General features: G+C 50.6%; 25 protein-coding genes. 9 read left to right on the forward strand and 16 right to left on the reverse strand.

Annotated elements, in window-relative coordinates; all coding sequences use genetic code 11:
• On the forward strand, positions 1-344 hold a 344-nt coding region (locus tag CFLAV_RS25500; protein ID WP_007417765.1), incomplete at its 5' end, for a cytochrome-c peroxidase.
• 11 nt (positions 345-355) lie between these two features.
• On the opposite strand, the gene CFLAV_RS25505 is transcribed toward CFLAV_RS25500, so the two are convergent.
• Both CFLAV_RS25505 and CFLAV_RS25510 read right to left on the reverse strand, forming a co-directional pair.
• Positions 356-1006: a MarC family protein gene (locus CFLAV_RS25505; RefSeq protein ID WP_007417766.1), complete on the reverse strand. Its 651-nt coding sequence runs from the start codon at positions 1004-1006 to the stop codon at positions 356-358.
• 29 nt (positions 1007-1035) lie between these two features.
• A complete protein-coding gene (locus tag CFLAV_RS25510; RefSeq protein ID WP_007417767.1) occupies positions 1036-1599 on the reverse strand; it encodes a DUF4823 domain-containing protein in 564 nt (187 codons plus the stop codon).
• A 372-nt stretch (positions 1600-1971) separates the two neighbouring features.
• Between CFLAV_RS25510 and CFLAV_RS25515 the strand changes: the two genes are divergently transcribed.
• Complete coding sequence (locus tag CFLAV_RS25515) at positions 1972-3480, forward strand: tetratricopeptide repeat protein (RefSeq protein WP_007417768.1); 1509 nt, start codon at positions 1972-1974, stop codon at positions 3478-3480.
• Positions 3481-3743: 263 nt separating this feature from the next.
• Here the strand turns inward: CFLAV_RS25515 and CFLAV_RS25520 are convergent, their stop codons facing one another.
• Entirely contained in the window at positions 3744-4871 is a 1128-nt protein-coding gene (locus tag CFLAV_RS25520) for a Gfo/Idh/MocA family protein (RefSeq protein ID WP_007417769.1), read from the reverse strand.
• A gap of 181 nt (positions 4872-5052) precedes the next feature.
• On the opposite strand from CFLAV_RS25520, the gene CFLAV_RS25525 reads away from it, so the two are divergent.
• Positions 5053-5334 carry a hypothetical protein gene (locus CFLAV_RS25525; RefSeq protein WP_007417770.1) on the forward strand — a complete coding sequence of 94 codons (282 nt, stop codon included), beginning with the start codon at positions 5053-5055 and terminating at the stop codon, positions 5332-5334.
• Between the two features lie 101 nt (positions 5335-5435).
• Here CFLAV_RS25525 and CFLAV_RS25530 read toward each other — a convergent pair whose 3' ends face one another.
• Together CFLAV_RS25530 and CFLAV_RS25535 are read right to left on the reverse strand one after the other, a co-directional pair.
• Positions 5436-5858 (reverse strand): hypothetical protein, encoded by a 423-nt coding sequence (locus CFLAV_RS25530; RefSeq protein ID WP_007417771.1) that lies wholly within the window; start codon positions 5856-5858, stop codon positions 5436-5438.
• Positions 5859-6023: 165 nt separating this feature from the next.
• Positions 6024-8807: an HAD-IIIC family phosphatase gene (locus CFLAV_RS25535; RefSeq protein WP_007417772.1), complete on the reverse strand. Its 2784-nt coding sequence runs from the start codon at positions 8805-8807 to the stop codon at positions 6024-6026.
• 100 nt (positions 8808-8907) lie between these two features.
• Between CFLAV_RS25535 and CFLAV_RS25540 the strand changes: the two genes are divergently transcribed.
• Entirely contained in the window at positions 8908-10350 is a 1443-nt protein-coding gene (locus tag CFLAV_RS25540) for a GH39 family glycosyl hydrolase (RefSeq protein WP_150107592.1), read from the forward strand.
• A 5-nt stretch (positions 10351-10355) separates the two neighbouring features.
• Here the strand turns inward: CFLAV_RS25540 and CFLAV_RS25545 are convergent, their stop codons facing one another.
• The 6 genes from CFLAV_RS25545 to xylB form a co-directional block, all read right to left on the reverse strand.
• The gene (locus tag CFLAV_RS25545) at positions 10356-11294 is read right to left on the reverse strand and encodes a carbohydrate-binding protein (RefSeq protein WP_150107593.1); all 939 of its coding nucleotides are present in this window, start codon (positions 11292-11294) and stop codon (positions 10356-10358) included.
• 409 nt (positions 11295-11703) lie between these two features.
• Positions 11704-13080, reverse strand: a complete 1377-nt coding sequence (locus tag CFLAV_RS25550; RefSeq protein ID WP_007417775.1) for a mechanosensitive ion channel family protein — start codon at positions 13078-13080, stop codon at positions 11704-11706.
• A gap of 136 nt (positions 13081-13216) precedes the next feature.
• Positions 13217-13426 carry a sulfur carrier protein ThiS gene (gene thiS / locus CFLAV_RS25555; protein ID WP_040550188.1) on the reverse strand — a complete coding sequence of 70 codons (210 nt, stop codon included), beginning with the start codon at positions 13424-13426 and terminating at the stop codon, positions 13217-13219.
• 11 nt (positions 13427-13437) lie between these two features.
• A complete protein-coding gene (locus tag CFLAV_RS25560) occupies positions 13438-14163 on the reverse strand; it encodes a DUF2071 domain-containing protein (RefSeq protein WP_007417777.1) in 726 nt (241 codons plus the stop codon).
• A 27-nt stretch (positions 14164-14190) separates the two neighbouring features.
• On the reverse strand, positions 14191-15393 hold the full coding sequence (gene thiH / locus CFLAV_RS25565; protein ID WP_007417778.1) for a 2-iminoacetate synthase ThiH: 1203 nt from the start codon (positions 15391-15393) through the stop codon (positions 14191-14193).
• 46 nt (positions 15394-15439) lie between these two features.
• Positions 15440-16966 (reverse strand): xylulokinase, encoded by a 1527-nt coding sequence (gene xylB / locus CFLAV_RS25570; protein WP_007417779.1) that lies wholly within the window; start codon positions 16964-16966, stop codon positions 15440-15442.
• A 358-nt stretch (positions 16967-17324) separates the two neighbouring features.
• Between xylB and CFLAV_RS25575 the strand changes: the two genes are divergently transcribed.
• The 3 genes from CFLAV_RS25575 to CFLAV_RS25585 all read left to right on the forward strand — a co-directional run bounded on the left by CFLAV_RS25575 (position 17325) and on the right by CFLAV_RS25585 (position 18801).
• Positions 17325-17615 carry a hypothetical protein gene (locus tag CFLAV_RS25575; protein ID WP_007417780.1) on the forward strand — a complete coding sequence of 97 codons (291 nt, stop codon included), beginning with the start codon at positions 17325-17327 and terminating at the stop codon, positions 17613-17615.
• A 145-nt stretch (positions 17616-17760) separates the two neighbouring features.
• A complete protein-coding gene (locus CFLAV_RS25580) occupies positions 17761-18369 on the forward strand; it encodes a YceI family protein (RefSeq protein WP_007417781.1) in 609 nt (202 codons plus the stop codon).
• Between the two features lie 15 nt (positions 18370-18384).
• Entirely contained in the window at positions 18385-18801 is a 417-nt protein-coding gene (locus CFLAV_RS25585; protein ID WP_040550190.1) for a Co(2+)/Mg(2+) efflux protein ApaG, read from the forward strand.
• Here CFLAV_RS25585 and infA read toward each other — a convergent pair.
• Positions 18798-19016 (reverse strand): translation initiation factor IF-1, encoded by a 219-nt coding sequence (gene infA, locus CFLAV_RS25590; RefSeq protein WP_040550192.1) that lies wholly within the window; start codon positions 19014-19016, stop codon positions 18798-18800. The two genes, CFLAV_RS25585 and infA, sit on opposite strands and share 4 nt — an antisense overlap.
• A gap of 221 nt (positions 19017-19237) precedes the next feature.
• Between infA and CFLAV_RS25595 the strand changes: the two genes are divergently transcribed.
• Both CFLAV_RS25595 and CFLAV_RS25600 read left to right on the forward strand, forming a co-directional pair.
• Complete coding sequence (locus CFLAV_RS25595) at positions 19238-19534, forward strand: hypothetical protein (RefSeq protein WP_007417784.1); 297 nt, start codon at positions 19238-19240, stop codon at positions 19532-19534.
• A gap of 3 nt (positions 19535-19537) precedes the next feature.
• Positions 19538-19894, forward strand: coding sequence for a hypothetical protein (locus tag CFLAV_RS25600; protein WP_007417785.1), 357 nt, complete (start codon positions 19538-19540; stop codon positions 19892-19894).
• Between the two features lie 38 nt (positions 19895-19932).
• Here CFLAV_RS25600 and CFLAV_RS25605 read toward each other — a convergent pair whose 3' ends face one another.
• The 4 genes from CFLAV_RS25605 to CFLAV_RS25625 form a co-directional block, all read right to left on the reverse strand.
• Positions 19933-20349 carry a lipid-A-disaccharide synthase N-terminal domain-containing protein gene (locus tag CFLAV_RS25605; RefSeq protein ID WP_007417786.1) on the reverse strand — a complete coding sequence of 139 codons (417 nt, stop codon included), beginning with the start codon at positions 20347-20349 and terminating at the stop codon, positions 19933-19935.
• 58 nt (positions 20350-20407) lie between these two features.
• A complete protein-coding gene (locus tag CFLAV_RS33180) occupies positions 20408-21592 on the reverse strand; it encodes a TlpA family protein disulfide reductase (protein WP_007417787.1) in 1185 nt (394 codons plus the stop codon).
• A gap of 15 nt (positions 21593-21607) precedes the next feature.
• A complete protein-coding gene (locus CFLAV_RS25615; RefSeq protein WP_007417788.1) occupies positions 21608-22399 on the reverse strand; it encodes a DR2241 family protein in 792 nt (263 codons plus the stop codon).
• 363 nt (positions 22400-22762) lie between these two features.
• Positions 22763-23221: a response regulator gene (locus CFLAV_RS25625; RefSeq protein ID WP_007417789.1), complete on the reverse strand. Its 459-nt coding sequence runs from the start codon at positions 23219-23221 to the stop codon at positions 22763-22765.
• Positions 23222-23403 lie beyond the last annotated feature (182 nt).

Consider the following 23403-nt stretch of genomic DNA (forward strand, 5'->3'; position numbering starts at 1 on the left):
GGCTTTGCCAACAATGGCCTGGATTCAACCTTCCAGGACTTGGCCGTTACGAAGTGACTCATAATGAAGCCGATAAAGCCAGGTTCGCTGTTCCCTCTCTCCGCAACGTCGAACTCACCGGGCCATACATGCACGACGGTCGCTTCAAAACTCTGGAAGAAGTGATCGAACACTACAGCACGGGAATGCAACGGAGCGTCACCTTGGACCCCAATCTCGCGAAGCATCCCGATGGCGGCGTTCCTTTAAGTCCAGCCGACAAAAAAGCTCTTGTCGCCTTCCTGAAAACCCTCACGGAAGAATCGTTGAGGTCGCCAACCCTCGTTCAGGTTTCCGTAAAGTAGGCCGCTCCAGACTACATTCCTGGCGGGTTGGCCAATAAATCTGTTCTCAACGTCTTAAACGCATTCAGACCGAATTGAATTGCCACTGCCGCCAGCAATAGTCCCATGATGCGGATCGCCACGTTCATCGCGATCGGATTTAACCACTTCGCTCCTCGTGCTGAAACTTTCAGGATCAGATAGCTTGCGAAAGAAACGCCAAGGATGCACACATACACTGCCGCATGTTGGGCCGCCGTTTTTGCCTGGTTCTGTAACAGAATGGCTGTCGAGATGGCTCCCGGCCCGGCTAACATTGGAATCGCCAGCGGCGTCACTGCGATATCCGCCTTCTCTGCACCAGCCTCCGTCTCCTCATGCGTTTCCTGCACGCGAGAGCGCTGCGCCCGCAACATGTCCAGCGCCACCAGCAACAATACAATGCTCGCTGCAATCTGAAACGCTGGCATCGTAATCCCCATCAATTTGAATATCACCCTCCCCGCCGCTGCGAATGAGAGCAAGACACCTGCCATGACAAAACAAGCCAACCTCGCCGTTTTGATCCGCTGTTCCGGGGTATCATGCGGCGTCATCGCAATAAATGCCGGCACTGTCGCTACCGGATCTACGATCACAAACAGCGAACTGCCTGCCAGCAAAGTATATTCAAACAAGCTCATTTAAGAGATCGACCATTCCCAAACCCTCATCACTTCTTGAAGAGCGCCTCCAGGTAAGCCTTGAGTGGCTCAACGAGCTGCTGCGCCGGCTCATCATCAAGCGGCGAATTCGGGCCCTTTGTCTTTAGAATTACGGAAGCCAGTGATTCCTGGGTAGCCACATCATAAACTTGAATGCTTACCGCAATGTTGCCGTTCGACTTCCCAAACTCGTTGTCCTCGTTCACCCACTGCACAATGGAAGGAACTATCAGGTAATCGCATTCCTGTTGGTGCGCCTTGGTAAATGACTCGTCCAGTGAGCGGGGCACGTCTCCAGCAATAACCGATTTCAAATAGTCCCCAAAACCCTGGTAAACCACATCCGACACCGCCACTCCTGTGCCTTTCAACCTTTTGACGCCCCTATAATCGTCTTCCGCAACCACTATATACCCACTTTTTTTCCGGTCCAATGGCGCCTTTTTGTATTCGGCAACTGCATCGTAATGAGTTTTGCACCCCGCGATTCCCAACGCCATGGCCACCAAAAGGAAGAGTTTCAGTATCGTGTTCACAATAGTTCCACCAAAAATATATTCATTTGCTTTCATCGCGCCTCTTGCAAGTAGTTGATTATTCCTGAGAACACAACGTTCTTTTGTCTCAATTATGGTTAATCCTCCTCATAAAGCACCTCTTTCTGAACCTGCTAAGTTCGGATTCTCATCCTTCTCAGATTGCTGTGATGCGTAACGAAATCCCCTGTTATCTGCCCAAAAAATAGATTGAACGAAATCTAATCTTAGGCGTCGAAGCTATGTAGGTAGTTTTTCGTACTTTGTGGCCAGTCCTGGGTGGGACTGGCCTTTTTGTTTATTTTTATCGATTTTTAAGCTGCTTTCGGCGCCATTTGATATTGATGACCAACAGGATCTCCAGTGACACGGTTGCCCTGTCTGATATTATTCCTATTAGGATATTATATGAATCGTTGCCTGCTCATCTTCGTTGCTGCTTTGCTCACGGCTCCGTGGACTTTTGCTCAATCGAACACTGTTCCACTCGCGCAACGTCATTGGTTCGAAACTCGCACGGCTCATTTCAACGTCTATAGTTGCGGTGCGTCCCAGGATGTTGCCAGAATTTCTTCAAGGCTCGAACAATTCAGGGACGCCTACGCTCAACTGGCTGGCGCCCAAGCCGTGGCTTCTCCCCCGATTGCTGTCATGGCCTTTCCGGATGTCAAATCCATGGAGCCGTTCCTGCCGCTCTATCAAGGCAAGCCGATTCATCTTGCCGGCTTTTTCCACCGTGGGAGTGATCAAAACCTTATCGTGCTCGCCCTCTCAGCCAATGAAGATGGGCTCGACGTCATCTTTCATGAATACACTCACCTCCTCCTAAGGCACAACGACCTCATCTGGCCGCCCTGGCTTCAGGAAGGCATGGCGGAGATTTACTCCACGTTTGAGGCCACCGGACGTGGAGTCCACATAGGCAAACCCATTCCCCACCATCTCCATACTCTTACCGAACAGCCTCTCATGCCTCTCGGCGAGTTGTTTGCCGTGGCTCATGATTCGCCACAATATAACGAACGCGAGCATCAAGGCATCTTCTATGCCGAATCCTGGCTTCTGACGCATTACCTCATGGTCGGCAACCCGGCCCGCAAAGCTCAGTTCAGTCAACTCACAAAACTGCTCCGCCAGGGTCAATCAGCCGAACAGGCATTTACCAATGCGTTTCACACTTCGCTTCCTGCCATGGAAGCAGAACTCCACCACTATCTCGAACGTCAGCAGTTCGAATCCCTCGCCTTGGTTTTGAGCTCTGATGTTTCCCTTCCCCGCAACCTGGCTATGCGAAATATTTCCACAGTCGAAACGGCCTTTCACCTTGGCAATGAACTCCTCCGTATTGGTCGCGGCGAAACCGCCGAGAAGTATTTTTCGCAAGCCCATAAAATCGCTCCCGCCAGTCCGCTTCCCTACGAAGGTCTGGGATTGCTGGCCGCGCACGAACATAAATCCGAAGCCGCCATCGACTTTCTAAAACAGGCTTTCGACCATGGTTCCACCAGCTTCCTGGCTCATTACGTGTACGCCCAGGAAAAATTCCGGCAGACCGCCGATTCAAGGGAGAGATATACCAAGCTGGAAAAGGATGCGGCGTCGGCAATTCGTGAAGAACTTGAAAAATCCATCGCCGTGATGCCCAGTTTCGGCCCCGCTCAACATCTGCTCGGTTTCTTTGAAATAGTCCAGGGTGATGATCTCGCCTCGGCCGAACAACATTTGCAACGGGCCATTCAGTTGGAGCCCGAAAACCAGTCCTATCTCTTCAGTCTGGCTCAAGCTCAAATTGCCAGGAACGAACCTGATGCCGCTCGTCAAACCTTGGACCCCTTGCGCCTTCCCAATGTGGACAAAAAGCTTCGGCAACAAGCCGAACAGATTTTGGCTGAAATCCCGCGTTCAACCCCAAAATAGGCGACCGCGCCGTAATTTTACTATGACGCCCGCAGCCGGAAGTATTGTCCCTGCCTTGTCATCTGCAGCACTGGGGGGCTTGCAGCCAACTCACTGTTTGACAATTCCAGCATCACAGCTATTTTTCCTTCCATCGTTTCAGCCCTTCGGGGATCCTACGAAGCGATTGGGGGACCTGGAGGTCCCCCTCCTTTTTTAATCTGATCACACTAACAAAAAAGCGTGAACTTTTAAGGTTCACGCTTTGCATTAACTAAACCGGATTAAGACACCTTTACCCACGCATTATTATGCGCTCCCTTGTACGCAGCCTCCATTACGCTTACACGGGCCGCAGCCTCGCGAGGTTTCACCAGCGGCATGTCTTTGTTGCCCATCAGCGCATTTACAAACTGATCCATGGGTGCGGGCGGGGCCGATGGCAATTCTGTCCAGGGCTCCTTTCCATCCGCGCCCTTCACATTCTTGCTGTTGAAATAAAGTTTGTTGTTGATGATCACCGCATGCCCTTCCGTGCCGCTGATCTCCAAAGTGACCGGATTTGCCACATCCACCCATCCAGCCGCCAGTGTAACCGCTGCTCCCTTTGCGAACTTCATCAACGCTTCGCCTGATTCGTCACAGTTTTCATACCTGCCGGTAACCACATTGATGGCAGCCGTGACCGACTCCACATCGCCCAGCAGCCACATCAAAATATCCAGCGAGTGCGTGCCCAAATCTCCGAATGCACCCACACCCGCCTGCTTTGGATCAGCCATCCAACGCCACTCTTTATCGAACCAGCCACCAAGCGATCCGTTGTGACAATTTGAACCTCGGGCGCGCGTGATCTTGCCAAAACTTCCCTTCTCAATTTGCTCCTTCAGGAAAATGTGAGCTGGCGCGGTGCGCATGAAATAGCCGGTCGTGAATATCAGGTTCGCCTTCTCAATCGCATCCGCCATGGCCTTGCTATCTTTCGCGGTAATTCCCAACGGTTTCTCGACAAACATATGCTTCTTCGCATTTGCCGCCGCCACGACCAAATCCCGGTGCCGATTCGTCTCCGAACAAATTACCACTCCCACAATCTCAGGATCATTCCAAACGGTCTTCGGGTCATCCACGACCTGGCTCCCTAACTCCTTGGCATTCCTGGCCGCCCTTTCCTGGTCATGATCCCAAACGTACTTCACTTTTACTTCCGGACGCTTCTTCAAAATATTTACATAGTTGGGCGTATGAATATGCGCCGCTCCCACCAGCGCCAGCGTAATCGTTTTTGAATTCTCCTGTCCAAATGCAGAAATGGATTGCGCAAACAACGCCGCAGAAGCCGCAGTAGCACCCACTTGCCTGATGAATTCCCGTCGCGGCAAACTTTTGGATATCGACTGTTCTGAGTTCATAGTTCGAAAACTTTCCGTTTGATGTGTTGAGCTGAATCAGGTGGATGTTATCTCTCAAGCCTTTTGGAAACAAGGCGGCAATCATACTCAATCTTTTAGCCGGGGTATCCACCCACCTTGCGGGCGTGCTCGACCGACGCTACTTACTCCAAAACAGTTAAAACACTTCTCTCGTGAACATATGAAACATCTCATCCTTACAATCTTATGCGCAGCTGCTCTTTTATTCACGAACAGCTTGCAAGCTGCTGCCGAAGTCAAAACTTACCAAGTCACCGGCCCGATCCTTGAGGTAACACCAACTACGGTCACTGTTCAGAAAGGTGATGAAAAGTGGCAAATCGCTCGCACCAAAGATACAGACGTCGCAGGCGACCTCAAAGTCGGTTCCAAGGCTACAGTTACATATCAAATGATTGCGACTTCGGTTCAGGTTAAGGACGCTAAAGGCAAGAAGAAGTAAAAGCGCTCCGTTGCACGGCCAAACAAAAAGCCGGAAATCTCATTCCGGCTCTCGCGCTCACGAGTTATGGACTTAAATTACGCTGGCTTCCGCACCTCTCATCAATGGTGCCAACCGCCGTGACCGTAGTAGCCGCCGCCGTGACCATAATAACCACGACCATAATAGCCGCCGTGACCCCACCCACCATGTCCATAATAGCCACCACCGTAGTAGCCACCGCCGTAATAACCACCACCATAATAGCCACCGCCGTAATAGGGATACGGTGATATAACCACTGGGGGCGGAGCAGCGTAAATCGGTGCCGGTTGACCATAAAACGCAGTTGAACCCTGATAGAAAGGCTGTTGACCTGGCTGAACATATAGAGGCGGAGGTTGGCCTCCTATAACTATGGACGGCGGAGGTGGCAATGGTATGGGCGGAAACGGTAGATTGATGCCAATATGAAAGCCCACGCCGGCATAGGATGCTGATGCCAATCCAAGCAAAACTGCCGACATTAGAAATAGTTTCTTCATACATAGATTCGACGATTTCCACCCGGCGGTTATTTGACTTTATTCAGCGTTTTTCCAGGTTTTTGTTTGAATAAAATGAAAGAAAATCGGTCGCAGATGGCTCCACATTTCCGCAAAAATCGCATCCCTCTCTCTTGACAAAAAAAACACTCACTACGCCAGGAATTACTCCATTTTCAAATCCAGATGCTCTGGCAGCGGAACTGGATGGGATAAATCCTTCGCAAAAGTTCCCTCAGGCTTCTCAACAAAACCATGCTTCAACAGAAAGTTTATTGCCGGCTCATTCCGCAGTCCCACAACATAGGGTGCAATCAGCACCCCTTTGCCCAGGGCAATCGCCTTCTGCGAAAGACCATGCAATAGCGCCTCCTCGACTCCTCTCCCCAAAGCCCGGCAACTCATCAACAACGTATCCAACCAGAACCCCTCATCAATGGGTGTCGCAATGCATGTTCCCACCAGACCATAATCACCAAAACGATCTTGTGCCGATACCACCCAAATCCAGCAGCTCTGAGATTTCAAATCCCGAATCTCTTGTTCGGTGCGGCGCTTCAGTGAAAGATTGAACTGGTTCGTTTTTTGGGTGAGTTGCGCGATCCGTGAAATATCTGCTTCCTGCGCCAGGCGTATCTGCACCTTTAATTCCAAAGTTCGCAAATAGCTTTTTAAATCCGCCGCTTGTGCCTGCACTATTTTTCGCTCGGATTCAGAGAACATGTAATCACTCCGCGCCTCATCCTCCTGTGTGATCGTCGGCGAATCAAACAACCACAACTTTGAAAGCACATTGCCAAAAGACATCGCCTTAGCCGGCAGTGGAACTACTGTAACCTCGGGACAGTTCGTTTCCACCTCGAGTCGCTCCACCGGGTTGTCATCGAAAAACACAAACGAATCCAACGCAACGTTCAACTCGGCAGCCAGCTCCCGGAGGTTCTTCGACTTTGCCTCCCAATTGATTCTCGCGGCGGCTATATCCTTTCTCAGCAAAACCATCCCGTCATGATTCTCCAAAACTTGCCAGACATCGTCCGCCGAATTTTTACTCACCAGCACCAACAACACCCCGCGAGCTTTTAATGCGAGCAGTTGGGATTGAAATTTCCTGAAATCATCCAACCCTATCCCTGATACTCCATCCTCGCCTACAACTCCTGCCCACAGCGTCCCATCGCAATCCAGTGCCACCACCTTTTTCGGCGGCACGCGGAATTTCCTTATCCCACGCGTGATCGCGATGCCCAACCTCTGGTAAACCGGGGCCGAATAGGGAGCGCTGGCTATCCGTTCCATCTGTTGATCCCGTGCATTGGTGGTTCCCAGTTCGGTTATAATCTCCGAAAATGGAAGCACCTCCACGCGCTCGATTTTAACCAACTCGTCCCGCCACCAACTCTGCAGACGCTCGGCCTCACCCATACCTCCAACCCAGGCAGTCGACACCACCGGCGGCAAATCGCTCACGAGCAACGGCGTTCCACTCCCATCCACATGCTGTCGGATGGCTTGAACCAACTGTTCGCCAACAATTCTGCCCGTCGGATCATTTTCGCTCACCAAATCCTCCGGGCGAACCAGCACCACATTTACTCCTGCTTTATTCGTCACGAATGAACTCTCTGGCGAAAGCAAAGCTTGCTGCACCTGGTTGAATCCATAAAACTCCGCCTCAATCGCAAATCCAAAGCTTCTTCCCCAAAGCTTCAAAGTGCTGGCCAGCGACTCCGCCGTAAAACTCGCGGCAATAACCACCCGGACTTTGGCCTTCGCCACATCTGCCCTCCCGGTTGCCGCCTGCTCCTTCCTGGCCAATGCTATGGTAATCACACCAGCATCATAAATTGGAAATAAGTCCGGATTCTCCGGCAGTAAAAATTTTGTTTCAGGCGTGGATTTCTCACTTTTGCCGCTCCGCAAAAGTCTCTGAATCTCCGCCACGGAGTCGAGTTGAAACACCCGGTCTGCCGGAACCATCACTCCATAACGATCGTACAGAGCCGCGGCTATGGCCATTTTCCCAATCGAATCCCATGCCGAAAACTCCGCGCTGCCAGCGGAAATAGTAACTGCCTTACGAGGCAGGGAAAGCGCATCGGCAATCAAACCGGTCACTTCAACATCGATTGATACGCTCTTATCCGAACTCGCCTCAGGCGGGACTCCTTTATTCCCCAGTTCGCGCCTGCGTTGAAAAGTAGCCGGACTGCCGCCCCAAACCTCTCCCGCCGGTATCCGCATGAATGGCATCACATGCGAAAAGGGCTCTATGAGCGAGTCGTCCCCAATTTTCGCCCCCATTTCAATCTGAGCGCCACCGCCCACCGTAACATTCCTGCCGATTTCAATCGGTGCGCTTTGGTACACCAGCGACCCACTCTCACTTCGCGTGAAGCTATGCGCAATCAACCGGCTATCGTGTCCGAGAATCGAACCGGCCCCAATGATCGTCAGGTCAGGATCAGTGATTGTCCCCAACGGAATGGCGCGTTCGCCCAGAAATAATTTTGTGGAGTAGGACCTCGGAATCAACCAGGCAAAGACGGGCACTTGGGCGAAGTGGAATATCATCGGCAGCGAACCCACTAGAAAAGCGCGTCGATAAAGCAGAATCAGAACGATTGAGGAAAATGAAACGATCTTGTCTTTGTGCGAATCCAACCGCCGGGGCTTTTCGAAGAACCACCCCAGAATGGTTGTCTCCAGCGTATATGCGCTCAACAATATCAGCAGCCATACCGCGTATAGCACGGGGGAAATAGCAATCCAAAATGGAGCGGAATAGTGCTGCCATCCCACCGTCTTGATGCTTGTCGCCACGCCCGCCGCCGCCAGTGCCGGCTCAATCAAAGCCAACCCGGTCACGATCACACATGCGATCCCCTGCACCGGTATTTGAATAGCTTTGCTCTTTCCTACCATTACTCCTCCATAGTGCCAGAGCATTTTGCTAAATTTCTAGTGTAAAGATGCGCTGCTATATTTAACAGCCTGCTTTTCGTTGGAGCCTTGGCTCGGACGTGCTATTTATCTAAAGGAGGTTTATGTGCGGCCAAATCAATGTCTCATGCTTTATCAATGGTTTCTGATCGGATTTTTCATCCTGATTGGATGCTCATCACCGCAGCAGTTCAAAACTGCGCGCCCGTTCCCCGCCCCTTCATACCAGCGGGTTGAAATCGGTTTATGTGAAGATTATCCAAAAGCTTCGCGCTCCATCGATGTGGCGCGAGGTGACCTCCTCCTTTTAAAAACGAATGGCATTCACGTTTTGCGAATAGCTTTTCCCTGGGACACAATTGAAATTGAACCCGGAAAATACGACTGGAGTTTCTGGGATGAATTTGTCCGCATGGCTGCCGACGAGTATGGCATCCGCCTTATTCCCTACGTTTGCTATACCCCACGGTGGAACTCAAGTGGCAACGACACCAATTACTGGCGTCAACCTCCAAAGGATATTTCCCGCTTTGCGGATTTCATGAAAGTGATCGCCAGGCGTTATAAAGGCCGCATCCATTCATGGGAACTTTGGAATGAACCGGACAACGCCGAGTATTGGGAAGGTAGTTCACAGGAATTTGCGGAGTTGGCAAAAGCCGGGAGCAAAGCAGTCCGCGAGGCCGATCCCACTGCGAAGATCGTTCTGGGTGGCATGTCCTGGAATATTGAATTTTTGCGCGACCTTTTTGTGACCCACGGAATAAGTCCCTTCATCGATGTGGTAAACCTGCACAATTACTATGAAACCTGGTCACCCGATCCCATTGAAAACATCAACATATACATTTCCAAGGCCTCCCAAATCATCGATCTCCATGGAAATGGACAAGCCCTATGGCTGGCGGAAGTAGGCTACAGTAACTTCCGTCACGGCAGTCATGTCTCAAGAACGTACGAAGCCCGTTACAACTTTGAACATACCCCACAATTCCAGGCACAAAGCATGGCACGCATGCTTTCCTCCATCTTGGCCACCGGCAAGGTTCAATTGATCGCCTGGTACCGCATTCATGACCTGCCCGAAACGACGCTCATCATCGGCGACGTGAACAACCGGCGTCTGGGTATCCTCGATGTCCAGGGTCGTCCCAAGCCGGCACTGAAAACGTTGCGCTTCTTCAGTTACATATTTGAAAACGATTTCCGGTGCCTGGATGGAGAGGTGATTGAATCGCGATTAATCCGCTCAGACAGCCAGGCTCATGTTTTTGAACAACGCAATGGCTCAACTTTTGTCACCGTCTGGCTGGAAATGGAAAACTTCCAAAGCCCTCAAACGATCACTCAGTCCCAAACAGAGCAACTCGATCTTCTCTTTCCCAAGCCATTGGAATCCAAAGCCACGGTTTACAACGAACGGGGAGAGCTGATTTCCCGAATACGGCTGGATCAGGCTGACAATCGCACGGCCATAAAAAACCTCACTATTGATCGAGCCCACTTGGAAGTCATTCGATGTCTGCCGAAAAATTCCCCGCTTCATTGACGGGATCAAGGGGTTTTCAATGGCTTTAACAGGATTTGTCGCACATCCATGACTGCATCGGCATGTTTATTCCTGGGCCGCACCGCAATGGAATGGATGCCGGCCCGGGAGAGGTTTACCCTGCCAATCTGTCGAGGCACGAAGTTCTGAAAATGCCCGGTCTCCTCTACAACCAAGGAAAACCTCTCGCCATCGACAACCACATCCACATCACTTCCACCCTGCCCCTTCCCGCACCCTTGCCACAATTCAACGTCGTACGTACCCAGCTGCCTCACAGTGAATTTCCATTCCGCCCAATCCTGTGGATTCACCCAATAACCAAGGCAGTTTTTCTTCTCATTCGGCTCATAACGCATGGTTACGCTATGAGTGATCGCATTGCTCGCATGTAATGTAATCGGTCCGTCGCCTTGCTGAATAACAGACTTTCCTTCAGGCGCCGGTCGAAGGATGATGGCTGCTAAATTCAGGGCGCCGAGGGAATTCGTATCTCCACTCCTCACCTGCAAGGAAAATGGTTCTACTTTCTCCACGTAAACGCGGCCAATAAGGAGGTTGGTGAAATGCGAAGTGTCGCCAGTCGATGAGTAACTGGCAGAAAATTGTCTCCCGGCCACTTCGACCTGCATTGTACCGCCATTGGTCTCTGCAGAATACGAAATATTCACTTCGTACATTCCCCAGCGAGTCGGCTTGTAATTCCAGGACACAACATCGGAGGTATGAATCAAGGAAACTGACTTGGTGCTCAATTTCGTCTCCACTCCTGCTGCACCTCCCGCAAGTTGAGCATCCACCGGGAGAAAGGAAATATCGCCCCATGCGACCTCAACCAGCCGGTTCGTTGCTGTCCCTTCCGCTGCTCCTAGGTTTTCGGCAAGGGCAACCACGACACCGCAAACCAGAAAGCAAAAACAGCGCACGATTAAAGGTTGGGGCATATAGGAGTAATTGAACTTAAGATTATCGAGATACTTCCATACCTGGAAGTTTAAACTCCATGGCAGGCGCATCTCAATGCCACCGCAATCCTGTGGAAAAACCCTTAACTTTGCGATTTGGCGCAACTCCGAAATCCTGCCACGGCTAATGCTTGCTTCATCAATTGAGGCGCTCCAGCCAACATTTTTAGACGACTCTGGCAGGACATAAACTACCCGCATTGAGAGCAGGCAATGCGGGTAGTTTAAAAATGATGGAACTTCGTGTCGAGAAAAATGGTGTGGCGGCGAAACTCTGGGGGGTAGAACCCATTTAAATGCGTCTGCCCTGGTTTAAACTCCAACTCACACATTTACACATGAACCCTGCGAGGAGTTAAATGTACAAAGGCTCGTGATTTGATTCAGATTAAACTTGTGGGGCGGGCGGGCCGGTTGGACCACTCCCCGGCAAAGCCATGACTTCATTGCTGGATTGTCTTTCCAACATGCGCCCATCTGAATCTTGTTTCAGCATCAGTGTCTGAGTTGGTAAGGCGAAATTAATTCCTTCTTTATCGAAACGTTCCTTTAAGGCCAGATTCATTTCCTGCATGCCAGCCAGATAGGCCTTATTATCGGATGAACCCCAAAAGTGAACCACATTGATGTTCAGCGCAGAATCAGCAAACCGGTTAAAATTTACCACCAAATCCTTTGTCATCGGATTGGAACGATACACCTCCTCTATGATGCGCAGCGCCTGCCTCACCTTTTCCGTCGGCGTATCATAGGTTAGTCCGATATTCATTTCTGTCTGGATGGTCGGTCGCCCGGTAATGTTGGTGATGGTGGCGTTGCCCACGGTCTTGTTCGGGATGGTGATCAGGAACCCCTTGGCATTCCTCACTCGCGTGCTCCGCATACCAATGCTTTCAACGTTGCCTTCGACCTGGTCAATTCTGATCGTATCGCCAATCCGAAACGGCTTATCGACGAATACTGCAATCGCTCCGAATAAGTTGGCCAATGTATCCTGCGCCGCCAAACCGATTGCCAAACCGCCAATGGATAATGACGTTATTGCTGCGGTCACATTAATGCCTAGATTCTGACACGTCACTAACACCGCTACTACAACGATGAATACCTTCAAACTTTTACGGATGATCGGGAACAGTTGTTCATCAAATGTTCTATCCGCGTCCGTGGAGGCACGCTGACGCCAATACCCCAGGGCCAATTCCACAAATTTAACCAGCATGTAGGTCAGGGTGCTCGCTACGACGATGGTGAAACATTTCGCTAGAATATTTTCCACCACTGTCGGCCACCTGAACACACTAAGACCGATGTGCAGAAACACCACAAAACTGACAACCTTCACCGGTCCATTCAACAGGTCGAGTATGAGATCGTCGAACTTGGTCTCGGTTTTCTCAGCCCACTTCCTGAGCCACACGCGCGTCAAGTGATCGAGAAATTTCGAAGTATAAAAAGCGAGAATGATATAGACCAGGGATGCCATGTATTTCCACAGTTCATTCCCCAGCCATTGATATTTCAGAAAAGGAAAATCGACCGCCAGTTTCTCAATCCATTGGGGTGTAACATCCACCGGGTCAACTGGTGGGGAATCATGCCCTTGAGTGAAGAAATTCAAGAATCTATTTAACTTGGTATCGGGTGGCGTAGTGGTGGATGGGGTGCTCGAACTTTGCGCCAGGCTGGTCCAACTGCACCAAAAGAGCAAAATGAACAACCCAACAAGTAAAGCGTTAAAAAATGTCTGAAACTTCCATTTCATAATTTGTCAGTTTATCAATAACTGCGGAGTTATGGACAGGGTTTCGCTGCTTTTAATCAAAGAATTATCCAGGCTTCGGACAAGGAAATCCTGTAAACGCATGCCCTCAAAGCCCTTGAGAAGTTTACTACAAAATTCAACCACCGGCCACTATCTTGACGATCTCCAGACGATCCCCTGAAGCCAACTGTCGCGCTGCAAATTCCGAAGGCGCCACTGCCTCACCGTTATGTTCCACCACCACGCTACGGGGCAACAATTTCTGGGTCAAAAGAAACTCTTCAATGGTCAATGGCAACCGCGTTGCTATTCGTTGCCCATTGGCGATGACAAAAGGTGTATCCACAATATCCCCATCTAAACGTGCAACTCCTGTTCCGTGTGCCATTCATGCTCGATATTGCGCATAATCAAAGCACAATCGAATGAAACCGATCCTTCAGGAAACTTTGATTTTTCATCAAAATAGCTGGAACGCACGCGCTCCACATCCAAAGCCTCCACCTTCCAATTCATGGTCTTCAACCGGATGCCATCAAGTTTCAAACCACCTTTCGTTGCAGAATAACCCAGCGCGCCAGGTTCAAAAAATTGAGAAGCTTCTTCCAGTGTTAAAAATCCGGAACTTTTCGGCAATTGTTTGGCTGTGCGTGCCTGAATCGCAACAGCCACTTGTCCATCTTCTGAATTCAACGAAAAATCCACGGCCTCTCCGTCATCGGCCACCGCAAATTTGGCCGCATGCTGTTCACCGGGAAAAAACCGTCCGCCCGCAATTTGATTCAATCGTGAATTCGTATCCCGCCGCGGAATATACACTCCTTCCTGAGCCTTTCCCTGTTCATCATCCCATAATACAGCCACCCGATGCGCCGCATTCTCGCTGCTAATCCCCAAAAATGCCGGCATTCCTTTCGGACGTATTTCCTCCAACTTGATTAAACAAATTCCACCAATCGCAAAACCGTTATGCAACTTGGGCCGAAACTTTTCTGGCAACTGCCGCTGCATCACCACCGAATCCACGCGGTAATTCACCAGGATTCTTCTCCGGATAATTCCTTGTATGGTGGGTAGTTTCATAACATGTGGACTAATCGCACATTTGGTTCAAGCCGTCAGCGCCGCATCCCAGTCCTTCCAAACCGGTTCGTAACCCAATCGACGAATCAATTCCGCCATTTCCTGCGGCGAACGTTCGTCTGCAATATCGAACTGGCCGGTCGCGTTAGTTGCTCGATTATTCGCTGGTGACCATTCACTCGCTCCGGCTGCTAATTCCACAATTCTTCCCCGCTCCGTATGATGAATTTTTTCCTTTCCAGCTCCCGTATATCCTCCCGGTTCCGTATGGCTGCCCGCACTGATCATCGTAACGCCCAGCGGAATCAACCCGTCCCGCAGTTTGGACGGTTCACGGGTCGAAAGCACCAATCCCACATCCGGCAGGAATAGGCGAAACGCACAAACCAATTGAACCAGTTCACGATCACTCAGGTGTGTGAGCGGCTGAAACTCACCCGCACAAGGTCTTAGCCGTGGTAATGAAATAGTGACCTGCGATTTCCAGCACGTACGCAATAAATAGGCGGCATGTGCTGCCACGGAAATAGCTTCCATCCGCCAGTCACTTAAACCATACAACGCTCCAATACCCAACCTGCGAAACCCCGCTGCATAAGCGCGCTCCGGGGTTTCCAATCGCCAATCAAAATTCCGTTTTGGTCCGGCTGTGTGCATATCATTATAGACTGCACGATCATAAGTCTCCTGATACACGACCAACCCATCCGCGCCAGCTTCCACAATGGGCCGATACTCCTCCGTTTCCATCGGGCCGACCTCAAGCGAGATGCTCGGAATTTCCTCGTGCAGCACTCGCACGCATTCAGCCATGTAACCATTGGAAACAAATTTGGGATGTTCGCCCGCGACCAGTAAAATATTACGAAACCCCTGCTCCTTCAGCGCCCGTGCCTCACGCACCACCTCTTCAACCGATAAAGTCACGCGAAGAATGGCATTGTCCCGGGAGAACCCGCAGTATTTGCAATTATTGATGCACTCGTTGGAAAGATAAAGCGGCGCGAAAAGTCGAATGACTTTGCCAAAACGTTGCCGGGTGATTGCCTGTGAGCGATTGCAGAGGGATTCAAGTTCCTCGCCGCCAACAGGTGAAATCAGGTGTGTGAAATCAGTCAACGATAATTGACCTTTCACCATGCTTTCACGCACCGCAGCGACAGCTGTGGAAAGCGCCCGCTTTACCAGGGCATCCAGGGGCAATGCGTTAAACTCAGCGACGAAACTCATACGACCAACTTAGCAAATGCACCCACGTTGTCGAGCGGGTGCTATTTTACCGCGATACAAATCGCCGATGCTTCACAAATACATCACGCAGACTGGCAGACATTTCATCCTGCAATTCCTGCAGTTGCCGATAAGTCTCCACGTTCTTGCTGTCTGGTAGAGCCGTCTCTTCCTTGTTTAATTCGATGAACTTGTCGGTGATCTCCTTGATCGTAATTTTTTCGCCCTGTTGCTGGCGCAGACACCAAAGCGCCTGTAACGCGGCACCGTATGCCGCACCTTCACTGACCTTGAGTGTGACCACTTCCGCATTGAAAATATCGGCCATGATTTGACGCCATACCTTCGACCTGGCACCGCCACCGGTCGCACGAATCTGGGTTGGTTTGACTCCCAACTCGGCCAGTCGCCGCAATCCATAGTTCATCCCCATGGTAACACCCTCCATGGCAGCGCGCGCCTGGTAGTCGAGATTATAAGTGCGCTGGCTTACTCCCATCAAAACGCCCGTCCCAGCTGGCACATTTGGCGTTCTTTCACCTTCAAGATAGGGCAGCAGAATCAATCCACCTGAACCAACCGGCACCCGCGAAATCATTGCTGAAAATTTCTCATGATTCCAGCCTGCCGCATTGCGAACCAACTCGGTCGCGGTGGTTACGTTCATGGTGCATAGGAGCGGCAGCCAACGATTCGTGGAATCGCAGAAGGCAGCAATCTCTCCTTTGGGATCCACCACCGGCTTTTCCGCGCAGGCATAAATGGTGCCGCTGGTTCCAAAGCTCGCGGTAATAACGCCCGGGTTGACATTACCAGTTCCGATGGCGCCCATCATATTGTCGCCCCCTCCGGCACTGACCAGCACGTCCGTGTTCAAGTCCAGCATCCGGGCGGTCGCCGATTGCAGTTTGCCAACCGGCGCATCACTGGAGCTGAGCGGCGGAAGCTTCCCCATTAACTCGGGATCAATCGCGTCAATGGCCGCTTGCGCCCATTTGCGTTTGCGCACATCCAACAGCGCGGTGCCGCTCGCGTCGCCATATTCCATCGCCTTCTCACCCGTCAGCCAAAAATTCAGGTAATCGTGCGGCAAAAGCACTGTGGCCAGGCGTTGATAATTTTTTGGCTCATGATTTTTGAGCCATAATATTTTCGAAGCGGTAAACCCGGGCAGCACCGCATTCCCCAGCGTCTTGATCGTCGCCTTGGGGCCGCCAAGTTTTTCCGTAATTTCAGCGCACTCTGCCTCAGTGCTCGTGTCACACCAGAGCTTGGCCGGGCGAATCACTTCGCCCTTCTCATCCAGGGGCACAAACCCGTGCTGCTGCCCGCTGACGCCGATGGCTTTTACTTCGGCAGCCACCGCCTTGGCTGCCCGTAACGCCTGCCGGATCGCGCTCCCAGTGGCCTCACGCCAGGTATGCGGATGTTGCTCCTTCGCGCCAGGCGGAAGGTTGGGCAGCAAATCATACGCCTGGGCAGCCGAGGCCAGGACTTTGCCGTTCTGTGCATCCACCACCAATACCTTGGTGGATTGCGTTCCACTATCAACACCGATCAAAAGCGTTCTCATAGGCAAGGTAATAGAAAAACAGACTGCCACTGATATGTGAAGCATTAAACCCGTGCGAAAAGTTGATTCTATACCGAATGCCGAAAGAAATTTCCGAATGGCAGGAGGGATTTTGATTTGAGGCAAGGCCTACAGCGCCACCTCAAACCAAAAGCACCTGCTCCCAATGACTAATGAATTTCCCCGTCCCCAAGCCCATGACTCATCAGTCTCCACTTTCTGCAGACTTATTTTCTGCCTTCCTTCCGGTTCTTTTCCCCATTTCGGAAATTAATTTTGGCATTCGGTAAAACTCACCTTTTCTTCGGCGGCAACGTGGCGCTTGGCCAAAAACTGTGGAACAGATACTCTTCTCGACATGAGAACAAAGCTGCGCGTGTTTGCGCTAATCCTCACCTTGATAATTTTGGCTTTCTGGTTTTTCGGCGGACCGAATCTCGGCTGGACGAAAACCTCGGTTGCCCACAAGGAGAAAGATCCCGTTACCGAACTCGAGAAGATTGTTTACGAAAAACAATTCGTGCCGGGAATGGATTTTTTGTTTGGTGGACTGGCATTTGCCGCGGTGCTCAGTGCCAGCTCATTTTTCTTTAAAAAGAAACCCGCACTGACGAACGAACACGGTCGCGAATGCAGTTGCCCGCATTAAACCCATTCCGTGCCTGCCCGGAAGGAATGACCCGGAAATCCAACAGTCTTTGTTTCATCCGCATTCCCGCAGTCGGCAGCCACATCCTGATTTTCACGAGAAAAAATAAGTGCTTTCTAAGGAGTAACTTGATAAGCTTCAATGTATGAAGAAATCTGCGCTCATCATCACTCTGGCCTGCCTCCAATTCGGGGCATTTGCCGCTCCGCAGGAATTTGATTTCAAGGATCCTAAAGGGGTTAACAACGTCGTGTTTAAGACCGATGCCCCCTTGGAATCCATCAACGGCACAGCCAGCGGCATCTCTGGCACCGTTTCTTTCGATCCCGAAAAACAAGACACTCTTAATGGCAAAATTATTGTGGAATCAGCCTCGTTGCATGTTCCCAATCCCACAATGAAAGGGCATCTTCATAGTGACAAATGGCTGGATGTCGCCAAATATCCTCAAATTACTTTTGAAACCATCAGCCTCGAAAACGTAAAGACTGCCGGCAATGTAACCACGGCGGATGTGACCGGCACCTTGACGATCAAAGGAGTCTCCAAAAAAATAGCTGCCCCAGTCAAACTTACCTACCTCAAGGACAAACTGAAAGATCGCTTCCCCAACCTAAAAGGTGACCTCCTGGTGATTCGATCAACATTCACCGTCAAGCGAAGCGATTTTGGCATTAACAAGGGCAATCTCGAGGATAAAGTTTCTGACGATATTGAACTCAACCTTAGCCTGGCTGGTCAGGCCCCTCGTTAAACTGAATATTTTTTAGTGAAGGATAGAGCAAAGTTCATTGAACCTGCCGGGCTACGGGTAACCGTGGATAAGGTAATGTTTTACCCGGAAGCTGAAACTCCACCTGACCGCCCCTATTGCTTTGTTTATTACATCAGTATCCATAACGAGACTGACATTCCAGTCACCATCAAGGGCCGAAAGTGGGTCGTAACTAATGAGCGTGGCGAGATTACTGCCGTCGAAGGAGAAGGCGTGGTGGGGCAAACACCAACCATAGATCCTGGAAACTCATTTGATTATAACAGTTTTCATTTGCTTGATACCACCTCAGCAATAGCTGAAGGCAGCTACTTGGGCGTGGATGCTGCCGGCTGCCACGTGATTACGCGGATTCCCAAATTTGAAATGAGAGTTCCGTCCACCGGTAGTTTATTACGGAAAAGAGGTTAAGTGTGGCGGAAGGTGATGCGTGCTTTGGCCAGATCATAAGGAGACATCTGGACATTCACTCTATCTCCAACACTTATCCGGATGAAGTTTTTGCGCATCTTGCCGGAAATGTGAGCCAAAACTTCATGTCCGTTAGGCAGCGCAACACGGAACATGGTGCCGGGTAATACCTGAGTTACGGCACCGGTAACTTCAATTGGTTCTTCTTTAGCCAAGTGATCCTCTTATTCAATGATTTGTTTGGGCCCGATTCTGGCACCGACAAATAATTACAAGACTTGGGACATTGCAATTTTCAGATACCAAAATCAAGCATCTTTTGTTTCAATCGGACGCATGCGAAGTTTTCATTTTAGGTAATTTCTGAATCTTTCCCGCCCCAAGCTGTCAAAAACGCATTGGACAACCATCATAGACTGATTAGACTCACCGAAATATGAAAAACAACCAATTCGCGGCTGTGCTTGCCGGGCTGTTGCTGGTAAGTACGCTGATAACGTGCTTTCAGATCTTTCGATACACATTCGCAGTCATAAAAGCCCGTTCCCTGCAGCCAAGGTTGATAGCGGTTAATAGCTCCCGCAACCTGGTTCAATCTCTGATCAATGACACACTGGAGTATAGCAAAAGAAATCCCAACCCGGATATGAATCACCTCTTGCAGCAGGTTTTCCCGGAAGGCCATCCTACCCTCGGCACATCCACCACCCCTTCCAAACCTGCAACCAAATAGCTCATGAACGAAACCAATCCTCAAGCGTCGGCCGACTCTGCTCTTAATGATCTGCAGGCACAAGTTCGTTCTTTACGGCTGCTGCTTATCACCACCCTGGCTCTCGTTTTCATATTCAGTGCCGGTGTAAATCTTTACCTCACTCATCAATCAAAGATGGCCAAGGCTCAGGCTGATGAGGCTGAAAAGGTCATCGCTCAATTTAACGGCTTTGGAGCTCCTTGGGCCAATGACTTTTGGAACAGGTTGCTTGCTTATTCAAAGGCACATCCCGATTTCAATCCCGTCATAGAGAAGTACCGCCCATACATCACTGCTCCTCCTCAGGCCGGCACAACTGGCGTTGCCCCTAAGAAGTAATATTCTCCTTCAAATTTTCTCGCTGGATGCGGCACAGCCTAGTGCTGCATCTGGCTGGGCGCGGATTTTAAGTCAGCGCCACAAGTCGAACAAAAATTGGATTTGGGAGCGCATACAGCTTCGCATTCGGAACATTGCAGGTGTGCCTCCGCATGACGTCGCTGGATGATCAAATTCCGAATATACGGAATCCAGGTGAAGGCATAGGCAAAAATAAACACTGAGTCGTGCTGATAAAAAAGCGCGTAGGAGAGCAACAGCAGGGAACCAGTCAAACTCAACCACCAGAAAGCAGCTGGCACGACCACTTGTTTGCGTTTTTCAGTGGCATACCACTGCACCACGAACCGGGTGGAGAAAATAGCATTTCCCATCCAGCCAATACATTTCCAAACACTCCAGTCGATTCCCAGAAAATGTCCGTTATGCCATAGCAGGTGCTCAAGCGAATCCATAGTACAATCCCTTGGATTAAGCCCGAGCAAACTCGATCATACAAACCATTTCGTCACCCTACTCCGCCAGCAATTTCTCAACCGTGCCCTCCAGATCCCCTCTGGCATTTACACTCTGCAAATTACCGCGCTTATCCACCAGCCACATCGCCGGAATTCCACGGATTCCATATTGCTGGGCAAATTTATTTTCCCATCCCTTGCCATCAAAATACTGAGGCCATGGCAATTCCTTTTCCTTTACAAATTTTTCCAGACTTTCCTGTTCTTGATCCAGGCTGATGCCTACGACTTCAAAACCCTTTGGATGAAATTTTTCGTAAACCTCCTTCACGTGGGGGATTTCTGCCACGCACGGCCCGCACCATGTAGCCCAGAAATCCACCAGCACAACCTTGCCCTGCATCTGTGACAAATCAACTTTGCGGCCATCAATCGCGGTGAACTTGATCTCCACCGGCTTCCCTAACCGGTCCAACTGCTTCAACTTGTCCATCGCCTCATTTCTAAACTGCTCCGGTGCCGCTTCATTCGCGGCAATCTCCTGCAAAACTGCTTTTGCTTTCTCCCCCTGTTCCATCTGCGAGGCTATCATCAGCAACTCGAAACCAATTTGATGCTTCGGATATTCCTTCAGTAGTTCATGGGCCTTTGCCTCCAATTGATTCAAAGTTCCAGGCAAACCGTTCACCAATTTTTGGATCTCTGGCAGTTGCTTCCTGACTTCCTGATCTTCGGGCGATAACTCTTTTTGCGTTGCAGGGCTCTCAACTGCCAAAATCGTTTTGTCTAACTTATCCAATCTCGCCACCTGATTCGTGTCGCCAAATCTTTTCGCCGCGATGCTCAGCAACATAACTTCCTTCTTTTTGGCTTCGTCAGCTTTTGGATGATTCGGATACTTCGTATAAAAGTCCCTCGCCTTGTCTGCGCCCTGAGTCAGCAATGGCACAAAAAACGCCTGCTGTTCTTCCAATGTTGGCTGCTTCTGCTGCCATTCAACTGGAATCATCGGCGATTGCGATGCCTTCATCACTTCCTTCCACCCCTTGTCCGCTTCTGGATTATTAGTCATTGCGACGGAATTCGTCGCCTGGATCGAGTTCACGGTGTCAACTGCCACGATCCCAGGGCTCTTGATAACCACGTCCTCGGCAAACACGCTCGCATCATAAAACCCATGCCAACCAATCAAAGCCACCACCGTCGCGCACCAACGAGAAAAGTATTTAATTGTCATCATAAGATTACCCGCAAGTTATACGTCGTTATCCCTGTTTGTAAGGGTCAACAGCGGCTTCAATTTCTCCAACACCAATTGAATTCTTCGTGGATTATTGGCAGCCCCCACATCCCCTTCCCGCAAAGATGCATCCGTCTGGTTCACCCCTTCCTTTAAAACCGCCTCCAGTGTCTTCACTTCGTCTGGAGCCAAATCCCACCGCAGCTTCTCTTGTTGTTCCATTCGCATCGCCTTACGCGCAAACTCCATGAATACCGCGCACGGCTCCAGGCATGGAATCAAACTTTTTGTCTCCACTGAATCTGCCCCCAATCCGGCCACTGTCCAAAGGCGTTGCTTTAAGCAAAACTTCCGGTTGCAACAAGCCTCGATCACCCGCCCGGCCTGTGCGTCATTCAACATGGCCGTTATCCGATACATCCCCGACTGTCGCCCCGTGAACTCCCGAAAATCTGTCACCGATGGATTCCCTGCTCTCACGGCATGCCAATCCGCGATCGCTCCCGGATAAAATGCATCCAGCGCCATGCCCAACCCCTCAGCATCCGCGACGACCAATCTCCATCCACGCTTCAAGTTCGGCGCGGATTTTAAGGGCCTGAATGCTCCTGCCTCTGTATGTTGCGCCCAGCTTCTAACCTCAGGCAACCTAAGCTCTCTCAAGGATTCCGCCAGTTGTTCCCGATCCTCCACGTGCCTGAGATGGTAGTTGCCATCACTGCGACGAATCAGCACCTGGGCGAAAACCAACTCAGTGCCAATCTGGGCAATAAAATGCTTTAAAGCAGGATTTTCCAAGTCAGCCATTACGCTCAAAGTAGACCAAATTCCAAATTTGGAAACCCCAAACAACTTCCTCCCATTTCAATAAGCCATAAACTCTTATTTCCATCTGCATTCCCCGGCCTCAAACCCGCAATACCCTCTCGATACGCGCTCTTAGCTGCCGAACTTTATTCCTCCCCAACTCGAAAATCTGCCACGTTGAAGGAAAACTAAACTATTTGTTGGAATTTCAGGCTTGAAGAAATATCGCTTATTCGAGGTAAAGCCCTGCTCCGCAATCGGATCACGCTGCCATCCCGCAAATCCAGCCTCACCGGGAAAAGCTCGATATTCTCCCCTCGCTTCCACCTTCCCTCACCCTAACAGTTCATGGCGGGTTTCGGTCTAAAAATTATAACACAGTCTCGCATACGGAAATCTGGCCTGTAGCACGAAAACGTTAATTTCCTCGATCCTCCTTCTAAATTCGTCCAGTTTCTGCGTCTTTATAAGAAATGAGTTGGCCCCCATGAGGTACGCTTTCTCAACATCGATAGGCTGCGGGGTTCCGGTGAGAAGAATCACAGGAATATGATCGTACTCGCTGCGTTTGCGAATCCAGTCCAACGTGCCAAAACCGCCAAGGTGGGCCATGTGCACATCGAGTAGAATCAGGCTGGGCATGGGAAATTCATAGCGATCCTGATACTTTTCCGCGCCGAGCAAATAAGCGACGGCTTCGTTTCCGTCTTTAACCACTGAGATGGGATTCCTCACACCCCAACTCTCAAATGCGCTTATCAATAAGCCCGCATCAGCTTCGTTGTCCTCTGCCAGTAGGATGGTTCCAGTGCCTTCGCGCATAGTGCCATAATAAATACGGAGGCTGGAGGCAGAATCTTTCAAGAATTCTCATCTTCGAGGCCCAATTCTCAAATAAACCAGTCCGGCTTGCCTCCGCTTCGGGCCAATTCATCGCTGCCGCCCCCTTTGCAGACGCCTTCGGCGGCGGCAATCCAGCCCAGTTCCTGCAATTTACCTCCCTG

This window comes from Pedosphaera parvula Ellin514 (assembly GCF_000172555.1).
Lineage (GTDB): Bacteria > Verrucomicrobiota > Verrucomicrobiia > Limisphaerales > Pedosphaeraceae > Pedosphaera.